Origin of the sequence: Dysgonomonas mossii DSM 22836 (assembly GCF_000213575.1) — a bacterium.
Lineage (GTDB): Bacteria > Bacteroidota > Bacteroidia > Bacteroidales > Dysgonomonadaceae > Dysgonomonas > Dysgonomonas mossii.
On the sequence record NZ_GL892006.1, the window covers coordinates 607,876 to 618,527 of the forward strand.

A 10,652-nucleotide genomic window follows, 5' to 3' on the forward strand; every position below is an offset into this window, starting at 1 on the left:
GGCTTAGTCTTTTTTGATTTCGTGACCACCAAACTGATTACGCATGGCAGCAAGAAGTTTCATTGCATACGAAGTTTCTTGTCTCGACTCGAAACGAGTGAAAAGCGATGCTGTAATAACATGAGCAGGAACGTCAAAGTCCATTGCTGTTTGCACAGTCCAGCGACCTTCACCGCTATCGGCTACATAATCCTTGATTCCATCAAGATTTTCGTTACCTTCCAATGCATTACCAATCAGCTCGAGCAACCATGAACGAACAACAGAGCCTTCCATCCACACACGTGATACTTTTTCCAAGTCTACGCCGTATGGTGAGTTCTTCATGATCTCAAAACCTTCGGCATAAGCCTGCATCATACCGTATTCGATGCCATTATGCACCATTTTTACCATATGCCCTGCACCACTTTCTCCACAACGCATATATCCGTTTTCGGGAGCTAAACTTTTAAATATAGGCTCTGCAAAATCACAAGCCTCTTTTTCTCCGCCATACATTAGGCAGTAGCCATTCTGTAATCCCCATACACCGCCACTGGTTCCACAGTCGAGGTAATGAACTCCTTTTTCTTTTATTCTCTTTCCTCTCTCTACAGTTTCTCTCCAGTAGCTGTTTCCTCCGTCTACGATTATATCATTCGGGCTAAGTAGCGTCAATAGTTCTGCAATGTTTTCATCCACAGGTTTTCCTGCCGGAACCATCAGCCATACAAGCTTGCGTCCTTCGAGTTTATTTACTAAATCCTTTATGCTTGTAGCCGGAATAGCACCCTTAGAGGCTGCCTCATCAACTTCTTTCTGAGTAAGGTTATAAACTACAACTTCATGTCCATGATTCAAAAGGCGTTCTACCATTTTGCCGCCCATCTTACCTAATCCAACGAATCCAATTTTCATTTTATTCTTATATTATCGTTTGTTATTTTATATAATTAAACAAGCAAATGCCTGAAAAGTTAATTTTCAAATCCTTGCTAAGTTACAATTTTTATAATTAACATCATAAACAACATGCTATTATAATATCCATAGATATGTATTAAGACTATAAATCAATACTTTAAACCCAAATTATACAATATAGAATTCTTCTATATCACAGAAACTATAATATAGTACACCTATTAATACAATATTCTTAAATACAGTGATAATTTGATGTTACAAAAAATAATGCAGAAATGCAGACCTAGAATTTAGTGTTAGGAACTATAAAACCTACTGCGAAAAAGCTTATAGCATAAAAACGAAAGAGGCGATTATTTTTAATAACCGCCTCTCTGCTATATATAATTTCGAGAATTATTCAGAAACTACTTCAAAAGGTATTTCTACAGAAACTTCTTTGTGAAGTTTAGCGATAGCTTTGTAGCTACCTACTTCTTTCACAGCTTCTTTGATAAGAATAACTTTTCTATCTACATTGTAGCCTAATTTTTCAAGAGCTTCTGCTATTTGAATATTAGTTACAGAACCGAAGATAGTACCTGTAGAACTTGTTTTTGCACCAATAGTAAGTGAAATCCCTTCCAACTTAGCAGCCAAATCCTGAGCATCTTGTTTGATTTTCTCAAGTTTGTGAGCGCGTTGTCTTAGGTTTTCAGCTAATACTTTCTTTGCAGACTCTGATGCTATCACAGCTTTACCTTGGGGAATAAGGTAGTTACGTCCATAACCGTCTTTTACAGTTACGACTTCATCTTTATATCCTAAGTTAAGGATGTCTTCTTTTAATATAACTTGCATTTCTTACTCCTCCTTATTTATTTCATTAAGTCTGTTACGTAAGGAAGCAAAGCCAAATGGCGAGCTCTCTTTACAGCTTGTGCAACACGACGTTGGAATTTCAATGATGTACCTGTAATACGACGAGGAAGTATTTTTCCTTGTTCGTTAAGGAATTTCTTTAAAAACTCAGGGTCTTTGTAGTCGATGTATTTAATACCATTCTTTTTGAAACGGCAATATTTCTTTTTCTTCACATCAACTGAAGGCGGAGTCAAATATCTGATTTCTGATTGTTGTGCCATAGCTTAATTCTCCTTTACTTCTTCTTTTTTAGATGATTTTAAACTTCTTCTCTTCAATGCATACTCGTGAGAGAACTTATCTTGACGGAAAGTCAAGAAACGGATCACACGCTCGTCGCGACGGAAGTTAATTTCAAGTTTAGCGATAACAGACGGATCAGCTTCGAACTCTAACATCGCATAAAAACCGGTTGATTTCTTCTGAATTGGATAAGCCAATTTGCGAAGTCCCCAGTTTTCTTCACTTACTATTTTGGCCCCTTCATTGACCAAAAGAGTCTTGAATTTTTCTACCGCTTCCTTCATCTGAACATCAGACAAAACGGGAGTTAAAATGAAAACGGTTTCGTAATTGTTCATAAATTAATTAATTATAAATTAAACATACATTTTTACAAATGAGGTGCAAAGATAGTTTTTTTTATCAAAACAACAAATGCTAAACTGTCAAAAATTGTTGTACTTACCAACTTCTTATCTTATTTTTGTGATGAAAATCAGAAAACAAACATACATGAAGACCGAGGAAACATTGAACTTAGATCAGGATTTAGACCTGATATTTCCCATTATCAACGGTAAAGTATCGATGGCCATTAACAGAATGATGTACAGGAACTTCAAAAAAGAAGGCCTGGATATCACTCCCGAGCAATGGACTGTCCTTGCTTTTCTGTGGCGCGAAGACGGAGTTACACAACAGACGTTATGTAATTCAACATTTAAAGATAAGCCTAGTATGACACGCCTGCTGGATAATCTTACAAAACAAAATCTGGTGTATCGCAATGCTTCGGTTAGCGATCGTCGATCCAACCTTATCTATCTCACCGATTTGGGTAAGTCGATCAAGGAAAAAGCCGGAAAAGCTGTTTACAATACCATGGAAGCCGCACTCGATGGTATAGACGAGGAAGGCCTGAAACAGGTAAGGGTATTGCTTACCGCAGTATTCGGCAACGTAAGTCAAGCCTTGGACGACAAATAGATCAGGGATTGATAAGCAAATCCATATAAATCGGTAAATGATCACTGTATCCACCAAGATATTTGAAGCCTGAATAGGTCCTGAACGGTTTTTGTCCACCATACTTTTTATTGTCTGCCTCTAACAAGAATTCAGCCGAAAAAACGTGTACGGTTTTATCTTTTACAAATACCTTTCCTCCTTTTTTTAACAGGTTTCCATTGACAACGATTTGATCAATAAAACCCCATTTACCCTTATACTTATAAGAGCCTGCTTCCTTTTTGTCAATCCTGTCGTAAAGAAGGTTATACAAACCTTTAACCGAGATATCGGATTCGATCCTTTTTCCTCCGAGCACTTCGGACATACTTACATCATTGGGGTAGTCATTAAAGTCTCCCATAATGATGATGTTAGCCCCTTTTCGAAGGAGCAAGACACTGTCTATTTTGTGCCTCAACAGTTGGGCGCACTTGATACGGTGCGGCCTGGTCTTGCGAATACCTTCACGACGAGAAGGAAAGTGACAAACAAAAATATCTAACAATGTGCCCTTAATCACCTTGCCCGTAACATGCAATATATCTCTGGTAGAGCGTACCGAGTCTCCTAAATCGGGCGTATATGATTTTCGGCTCACGATCTTTATCTGATCACGTTGATAAAGAAGGGCAACATTTGAACCTCTCTGATCTTTAGACCGAGTGATAATGTATTCATATTTATGTTTCTGTAATGCGGTTCGCTTTGTAAGATGATAAAGAACAGAGTCGTTCTCCACTTCGCACAACCCCACTATCGCCGGAGGATATCCCTCCCCTACCGAAGACACAGCTTTGCTTATATTATGCAACTTCTGCCAATAGCGATAATTAGTCCAATGTAACTGTCCGCCGGGAGTAAATTCATCATCGTTTGTCGCCGGATTATCTTTTGTGTCGTACAGGTTTTCAACGTTATAGAACATGACCCTAAACTTTTCCTGCGCCGTCAAAAACAAGACGAAGGCACACAAAAAAACCAAGACCAGCAGCCTTTTACTCACCCCGCTCATAACAGCCAATATCAGGATCGGTATCCATAAGTCTCGAATATCCTTTTAGGTCGTAAGGGAGTAACAACGAGTAAGATCTGTCTGCCTTCCCGATAGCGGGAGAGCCAGCTTGCAGTTCGAAATTATATGAATAATCTTTGTTGCTGTTTATATTTACAAACAACGGATCAGCGTTCCACACCGTATTTACAAAGTGCTCATTCTTTTGTTCTGCTGCTTTAATCAGGCAGTTCTGAAATTTATAGTTGTATGCGACTGTACTAACACCACTTAGCAGCAGCTCACCCGAAACAGAACCGGATACGATAGAGTTGATAAAATCGCATTTATCCAAGTCATAGGCCTTTCCTTCATACACATTCCCGATAGCCAAACATTCCTTTTGACGCACCGACCACCTATAATAATTAGCCAGCGTACAATGCAAGAAACTATATTTCCCACCGGTCAACGAAACAGCCGCACCTTTTGAATTGGCAAACAAGCAATTTTGAAAGTCTATATAACAGTTTATCGCCAACAAGCCATACTCTGATGTATTCTGTATAATTGTATTTATGAATTCCGCTTTCTTGTATTGGGTATCTGCCGGAGAAAAAGTTACTCCCCGTACTGCATTTTTTATAATTACATTATTGAGGACATTGCCATAACTCTCGGCATAGAAAGTTATTCCGTTCCATTGTCCGGGAGTATTATCGTATGGAATATTTCCGTCTATATTATCAAAGCGGCTCCCCCTGAAAACGATCGGTTCTTGCACCGTTCCTTGCGCCTTGATATTACCATATACGTCTACAGTCGCATTGTTCCGCAAGAAGAAAGTTGTTCCTTTCTGCACTTCCAGAGTCACACCCTTATTTATGGTAAGCGAATTGTATATGAGTTGTGGCTTATCTCCTGTTATCACCGAGTCGGTTGTCACCACTTTGTCTTTCCAGATATATACATCCTGTCCTACGGCCTCCAACTGCACATACTGTATATTACCGTTCACAACCAAGCGAATAGAATCCCTTATCAGCACAGGATTTTTACTATTGGTGGGATCTACTGTCACCTCAACAAATCCATACAGACTATCTTTTTTCAGTATATCCACATTGGTCAGCTTAGTTCCTTTTTCGCCGTCTATATTCATGCGAAAACCACTTTTTGAAGCGTTCACCAATTCGATGGATTGTATGGTTAGTGAGTTATTGTTTCTATTATATATTTTAAACTGTTTTGTAGCCGAACCCAAGGTTGTAAAAACAGTATCGAAACGAATCGTGTCACTCGAGAATGAGAGCGTAAGGTCTTTGCTATCCGAAAAGTCATTACCCTCCTGACAGCTATTAAATAACATAAGAAACAAGACTAGCACAACAGAAACCCCGATGGACTTCATTAATGAAGAAAAGATATTAATCTTGGCTAGCTCTACTACTCTATATTTCATTTGTTACAGTTATTAAGTTTGGTGTTACTTTTTGATTACTTCGTATTCGATTGTTATACAACAACTTTCATTTCACAAATTGTTAAAAAGTAACAAAAGTAACACTTTTTCTATTGTTTTTATCTGTCACCTTTTACATTCGGCAACTAAGCCTTTTCTATTAGATAATTATAAATATAAAAATTTGTGCGTTAAACAATTAGCATTATCCAAAGGCAATATTATACAAAAAGTCTTAGTATCACAAGAAAAGAGGCTGTCTTATAGTTTTTTATCACCAGTGCTTCTTTGCCATTATCTTCGCTTTCCTCTCCCGATATTCAATTCAAGACGTTTAACATGACAAAAAATAGTAAAAACTACCAGACAGCCTCTTTTATATATCAGATCTCTATAAGCTACATACTCCGTCTATCGAGCACGATTGCCCGCTTATAACTTCTCCTTTTTCGGACGAAGCCCCGTTTGCCTCCCATTCGGCATAAGCCTCATTCAGCACTTTGAGATAATCTTCCACAGGGATAGAGCCTTGCACAACTTGCTTATTATTAAATAAATAGAAAGGAATATATTCCAATCCAAGCTCATTCTCGCTGTATTCTATATCCTTCTTTATCTCCGAAAGATATTTATCACTATCGAGCATAGCCAAGATTTCAGATTCTTGCAAACCGATGCTTGTACCAAGCTGCACCAACACAGCAGGGTCGCTTATATTCTGACCTTTGACAAAATAAGCATCAAACAAAACCTCTTCGGCCTCAGTTCCCAAACCAGATTCTTTTGCCAGTTTTACCAACCTCAATGCATCGGATGTACTAACCACAACGAGATTATCGAAGTCATAGTCCAACCCTACACCCTTAGCCATCTGCGCCACTTTGGACTGCGTACGGCGAGCCTCATCTTCGGACATAGCAAACTTCTTGGCAAAATAGCTGTAAATGGATTGCGTTCCGGCTTTCTTCGGCAAGCTAGGATCTAGCTCATAGCTGTGCCATACAAGCTCTACATTCTTACGATGCGGGAATTGCTCCAAAGCTTTTTCGAGTCTACGTTTTCCGATATAGCAATGCGGACAAGCTATATCAGACCATATATCTATTTTCATTTTATCCATAATTCTATTGATTTAATTAATACTAAGTAATAAGAACAATATACGATTGTATTTGTTACTTGACTACTTATAAAAAGAGAAAAAAGATATGAGCGTGTGTCAAAAGGAAATCTTTACAATCAAAGTCACTTTTTACACACACCCATACTCGTATTCTTAAAACCGGCTTTTCGCTATTATTTAGCCGGAATATTCTTCAACACTTCTAATAAGAAAGGCCACCATTTGGCTACAGAAGGAATTTCTATCTGCTCTTCGGGAGAGTGAGCATTACGAATTGTTGGACCACATGAAATCATATCCAAATGCGGATATTTTTCCAAGAACAACCCACATTCCAATCCGGCATGAATAGCCATTATTTCAGGTTCTTTGCCATATAGGTTTTCGTATGCCTTCTTAGCTACCGCCAATACTTTAGAGTCCGGATTTGGTTTCCATCCCGGATATCCTGCCGAATGCACAACCTCAGCTTTAGCCAATGTAAATACTGCATTTACAATATTACCCGCATCATCTTTCAACGAATTGGTAGAGCTTCTTTGGCTTGTTGTTATCACAATTGTATTACCCTCCTTCATTTTTATAGAAGCCAGATTAGTAGAAGTTTCTACCAAATCGGGTATTTCATGGCTCATCGCCAATACACCATGAGGACAAGCATAAATCGCGTTCAGCAAGTTACCGGTTGTTTCCTTATCGATAACAAAAGCCGGTGTATCTGTCGAAGACACTGTCATTTTCACATTCGGGTCTACAACCTTGAGTTCGCCCTCTATTTGCGGAACAAGCGTATTCAACTCTACGATTACATCTTCCTTCTTGCTGTATGGTACTCCGGCAATAGCATAAGCCTCGCGGGCAATAGCATTGTGAAGGTTTCCTCCGTCAATCTCGGCAAGTACCAAATCTTGTTTTTTATTGAGTTCCCACAAGTAGCGGTTCAATATCTTATTGGCATTACCCAATCCTTTATGGATTTCTGCTCCGGAATGTCCTCCGTTCAATCCATTTACTTGTACTTTGAACCAGAAATAATTTGCAGGTACTTCTTCTTTCTTATATGTAAATGTAACAGTGGTAATCTTACCTCCGGCACATCCTATATATATTTCACCTTCTTCTTCTGTATCCAGATTGATAAGCACATCTCCGGTAAGGAAATCTTTTCCTAAAGCATACGCCCCGGTCAAGCCTGTCTCTTCATCTACGGTAAACAAACATTCGAGCTTGCCATGCTCTATTGTATCCGAAGCCAAGATAGTCAAAGCAGCAGCAACTCCCATGCCATTATCAGCACCCAGGGTTGTTCCTTTTGCTTTGAGCCAATCTCCATCGATATAGGTTTCTATCGGATCATTGTCGAAATCGTGCTTGGTTCCGCTATTTTTCTCGCACACCATATCTACATGCCCTTGGAGTATCACGGTCGGAAGATTTTCTTTACCCTTGGTTGCCGGTTTTGTTATCAAAACGTTGCCTGCATCGTCTTTTTTGGCTTGCAGGTTATGTTTTTTTGCGAATTCTAATAGATAGGCGATTATTTTTTCTTCTTTTTTAGAAGGTCTCGGAATTTGAGTTATTTCGTGGAAATAATTCCATATACCACTCGGTTTTAAATCTTTAATTGTCATATTAATATTTTAATTATTACTTACACTTTCATAATAACATATAAAATTAAAGAGATATACCTTAAAATGCAATTTTTTTACAACTTTTAAAGGTTTAAAATTGATGTTGTTTTAACATAAAGATATATCTTTGCCAAGTCGTTAAAAAACACAGGCATAATTGCGCCTTGTTTTTTGCTACAGGATAAGATTAACTAAATGTTTTTATAAATGAAAAATATCTCTTACATTATTAATGGCGTTTTTGCTGTTGCAATAATCGTCCTTTTCATTTTATTTTTCACATCTAATAAGGGAAACACAGGAACTGAAGACTCATCTCTCACATTCACCAAAGGAGACTCTACCGGCATGCTTCCTATAGCTTATGTAAATGTAGATTCACTTTTGATAAACTACAATTATGCTAAAGATGCGAATGATGCGTTGATGAAAAAGTACAATAGTTCAAATGCTACTCTTACCCAAAAGCAAAGACAACTAGAAGCCGAAGGCGCAGAATTTCAGAGAAAAGTTCAAAACAATGCATTCTTAAGTCAAGAAAGAGCACAACAAGAAGCTGCACGTATCCAAAAATTGGAAAGCGACCTGCATGCAATGGCTCAAAAATTGCAAGAAGATTACATGAGAGAACAGCAAAAAGTAAATACACAGATGGCCGATTCTGTTCGCCTGATATTGAAGGAGATGAACAAAACAGCCAACTATCAAATGATATTTAGCAATACAGGTTTGGATAATGTTCTGTTAGCCAAAGATGGTTATGATATTACACAGAAGGTGATAACCCTGTTGAATAGCCGCTACAAACCTGAAGCTTCTAAGTAATAGGTAAATGATTTAAAAATAGGGTAACACCAAATTGGAGTTATCCTATTTTTTTGCAGTATAGAGAAAAAATTAGCATTATGGACACGTATGGACTAGTCGGATACCCTCTGAAACACTCATTTTCCAAGAAATTCTTTACCGAAAAATTCGAAAAGGAGGGGATTGATGCAGAGTATCTCAATTTTGAGATTGAAGATATCTCTCAATTTACTGATATTATCCGCAACTATCCAAATCTTAAAGGTCTGAATGTAACAATCCCATACAAAGAAAAGATAATACCATACCTCGATGGGCTCGACAAAGGAGCTGAAAGTATTGGGGCAGTAAATGTGGTAAAAGTAATCCGAGAAAAAGATAATGCAACAAGATTGATCGGATACAACTCCGATATTATCGGATTTCAGGAATCTATCAGGCCGCTTATCAATACGGCAATCCATAAAAAAGCATTGATATTAGGAACAGGCGGTGCATCCAAAGCGGTAAAAGGAGCGTTAGATGCACTAGGCATAGAGTGGATATATGTATCAAGAACTCCGAGTGAAGGACAATTATCATACAGCGATATTGACTCACACCTAATGGAGGAATACACCGTCATCGTCAACACATCGCCACTCGGCACTTTCCCGGACGTAGACAATGCCCCCGACATCCCATACACCCTGCTCACCGACAGACACCTGCTATTCGATCTGGTGTATAATCCGGCTGAAACGAAGTTTTTAAGGCTGGGCAAAGAGAATAAGGCAAGTATAAAAAATGGAGCCCAAATGCTCGAGCTGCAAGCCATTGCGGCATGGAAAATATGGAATGAATAAATTCCTTCGTAAGACAAATAGAAATGTGAAAGAAAACTTATACCTTTAAAGTCAAAAATCAAGATGAGAATTATAAATCTTTCAGAGCAAAACACTATCCTCAATCGTTTTGTCAGTGAATTGCGCGATGTAAACATCCAGAAGGATAGTATGCGTTTCAGACGGAATGTTGAACGCATAGGAGAAACAATGGCTTATGAAATCAGTAAGACACTGAACTATGCGCCACTCGAAACTCAAACACCCCTGGGTACATCGATCACAAATGTGCCTACCGACCCTATCGTTATCGCTACAATACTTCGTGCGGGCCTTGTTTTTCATCATGGATTTCTGGAATGCTTCGACAAAGCAGAGAATGCTTTTGTTTCTGCCTACAGAAAATACAGAGAAAACCATCAAAGTTTTCATATCCATATCGAATACATCGCTTCTCCACAAATAGAGAATAAGGTTTTGATCCTTACCGACCCGATGTTAGCTACAGGTGGCAGTATGGATTTATCATATCAGGCACTATTGACTAAAGGTGAGCCTAGCCATGTACATATAGCCACTATAATAGCAAGCAAGCAAGCCATTGAATATTGTGCAAAAAACTTTCCTCAGGAAAAGACTACAATATGGGCTGCGGCTATCGATCCCGAACTGAACGAGTCGGCGTATATCGTTCCCGGATTAGGCGATGCCGGAGATTTGGCATACGGAGAAAAAGAATAAAAACAAGACAATATATAGCAAAAAA

Annotated in this window: 12 protein-coding genes; 4 read left to right on the forward strand and 8 right to left on the reverse strand. The window is 38.5% G+C overall.

All coding sequences use genetic code 11. The annotated features are described in order from the left end of the window. Window positions 1-3: 3 nt before the first annotated feature. From gnd to rpsF, 4 genes are all read right to left on the reverse strand, one after another. Window positions 4-900 (reverse strand): phosphogluconate dehydrogenase (NAD(+)-dependent, decarboxylating), encoded by an 897-nt coding sequence (gene gnd, locus HMPREF9456_RS09475; RefSeq protein WP_006843292.1) that lies wholly within the window; start codon window positions 898-900, stop codon window positions 4-6. A gap of 405 nt (window positions 901-1,305) precedes the next feature. After that, complete coding sequence (gene rplI / locus HMPREF9456_RS09480; RefSeq protein WP_006843293.1) at window positions 1,306-1,749, reverse strand: 50S ribosomal protein L9; 444 nt, start codon at window positions 1,747-1,749, stop codon at window positions 1,306-1,308. Between the two features lie 17 nt (window positions 1,750-1,766). Next, window positions 1,767-2,033: a 30S ribosomal protein S18 gene (rpsR, locus tag HMPREF9456_RS09485; protein ID WP_006798740.1), complete on the reverse strand. Its 267-nt coding sequence runs from the start codon at window positions 2,031-2,033 to the stop codon at window positions 1,767-1,769. A gap of 3 nt (window positions 2,034-2,036) precedes the next feature. After that, complete coding sequence (rpsF, locus tag HMPREF9456_RS09490) at window positions 2,037-2,393, reverse strand: 30S ribosomal protein S6 (RefSeq protein ID WP_006843294.1); 357 nt, start codon at window positions 2,391-2,393, stop codon at window positions 2,037-2,039. Between the two features lie 154 nt (window positions 2,394-2,547). Between rpsF and HMPREF9456_RS09495 the strand changes: the two genes are divergently transcribed. Further along, window positions 2,548-3,021, forward strand: coding sequence for a MarR family winged helix-turn-helix transcriptional regulator (locus tag HMPREF9456_RS09495; protein ID WP_018074906.1), 474 nt, complete (start codon window positions 2,548-2,550; stop codon window positions 3,019-3,021). 1 nt (window position 3,022) lies between these two features. Here the strand turns inward: HMPREF9456_RS09495 and HMPREF9456_RS09500 are convergent, their stop codons facing one another. The 4 genes from HMPREF9456_RS09500 to HMPREF9456_RS09515 form a co-directional block, all read right to left on the reverse strand. Further along, entirely contained in the window at window positions 3,023-3,970 is a 948-nt protein-coding gene (locus tag HMPREF9456_RS09500; protein ID WP_006843296.1) for an endonuclease/exonuclease/phosphatase family protein, read from the reverse strand. 70 nt (window positions 3,971-4,040) lie between these two features. Further along, on the reverse strand, window positions 4,041-5,498 hold the full coding sequence (locus HMPREF9456_RS09505; RefSeq protein ID WP_006843297.1) for a choice-of-anchor Q domain-containing protein: 1,458 nt from the start codon (window positions 5,496-5,498) through the stop codon (window positions 4,041-4,043). A 391-nt stretch (window positions 5,499-5,889) separates the two neighbouring features. Next, the gene (locus HMPREF9456_RS09510) at window positions 5,890-6,618 is read right to left on the reverse strand and encodes a DsbA family oxidoreductase (protein ID WP_006843298.1); all 729 of its coding nucleotides are present in this window, start codon (window positions 6,616-6,618) and stop codon (window positions 5,890-5,892) included. Between the two features lie 176 nt (window positions 6,619-6,794). Next, window positions 6,795-8,252, reverse strand: a complete 1,458-nt coding sequence (locus tag HMPREF9456_RS09515) for an aminoacyl-histidine dipeptidase (RefSeq protein WP_006843299.1) — start codon at window positions 8,250-8,252, stop codon at window positions 6,795-6,797. A gap of 210 nt (window positions 8,253-8,462) precedes the next feature. Here HMPREF9456_RS09515 and HMPREF9456_RS09520 point away from each other — a divergent pair, with 210 nt between their 5' ends. The 3 genes from HMPREF9456_RS09520 (at window position 8,463) to upp (ending at window position 10,627) form a co-directional block, all read left to right on the forward strand. Further along, entirely contained in the window at window positions 8,463-9,080 is a 618-nt protein-coding gene (locus tag HMPREF9456_RS09520) for an OmpH/Skp family outer membrane protein (RefSeq protein WP_006843300.1), read from the forward strand. A gap of 80 nt (window positions 9,081-9,160) precedes the next feature. Next, complete coding sequence (locus HMPREF9456_RS09525; protein ID WP_006843301.1) at window positions 9,161-9,907, forward strand: shikimate dehydrogenase family protein; 747 nt, start codon at window positions 9,161-9,163, stop codon at window positions 9,905-9,907. Between the two features lie 63 nt (window positions 9,908-9,970). Next, the gene (upp, locus tag HMPREF9456_RS09530) at window positions 9,971-10,627 is read left to right on the forward strand and encodes a uracil phosphoribosyltransferase (protein ID WP_006843302.1); all 657 of its coding nucleotides are present in this window, start codon (window positions 9,971-9,973) and stop codon (window positions 10,625-10,627) included. Window positions 10,628-10,652 lie beyond the last annotated feature (25 nt).

What these genes read in the sequence shown, in the direction of transcription:
- rplI (WP_006843293.1), bottom strand. Translation starts at nt 1,749, where the DNA reads ATGCAAGTTATATTAAAAGAAGACATCCTTAACTTAGGATATAAAGAT.
- gnd (WP_006843292.1), bottom strand. Translation starts at nt 900, where the DNA reads ATGAAAATTGGATTCGTTGGATTAGGTAAGATGGGCGGCAAAATGGTA.
- upp (WP_006843302.1), top strand. Translation starts at nt 9,971, where the DNA reads ATGAGAATTATAAATCTTTCAGAGCAAAACACTATCCTCAATCGTTTT.
- rpsF (WP_006843294.1), bottom strand. Translation starts at nt 2,393, where the DNA reads ATGAACAATTACGAAACCGTTTTCATTTTAACTCCCGTTTTGTCTGAT.
- HMPREF9456_RS09495 (WP_018074906.1), top strand. Translation starts at nt 2,548, where the DNA reads ATGAAGACCGAGGAAACATTGAACTTAGATCAGGATTTAGACCTGATA.
- HMPREF9456_RS09505 (WP_006843297.1), bottom strand. Translation starts at nt 5,498, where the DNA reads ATGAAATATAGAGTAGTAGAGCTAGCCAAGATTAATATCTTTTCTTCA.
- HMPREF9456_RS09510 (WP_006843298.1), bottom strand. Translation starts at nt 6,618, where the DNA reads ATGGATAAAATGAAAATAGATATATGGTCTGATATAGCTTGTCCGCAT.
- HMPREF9456_RS09525 (WP_006843301.1), top strand. Translation starts at nt 9,161, where the DNA reads ATGGACACGTATGGACTAGTCGGATACCCTCTGAAACACTCATTTTCC.
- HMPREF9456_RS09520 (WP_006843300.1), top strand. Translation starts at nt 8,463, where the DNA reads ATGAAAAATATCTCTTACATTATTAATGGCGTTTTTGCTGTTGCAATA.
- HMPREF9456_RS09500 (WP_006843296.1), bottom strand. Translation starts at nt 3,970, where the DNA reads ATGTTCTATAACGTTGAAAACCTGTACGACACAAAAGATAATCCGGCG.
- HMPREF9456_RS09515 (WP_006843299.1), bottom strand. Translation starts at nt 8,252, where the DNA reads ATGACAATTAAAGATTTAAAACCGAGTGGTATATGGAATTATTTCCAC.
- rpsR (WP_006798740.1), bottom strand. Translation starts at nt 2,033, where the DNA reads ATGGCACAACAATCAGAAATCAGATATTTGACTCCGCCTTCAGTTGAT.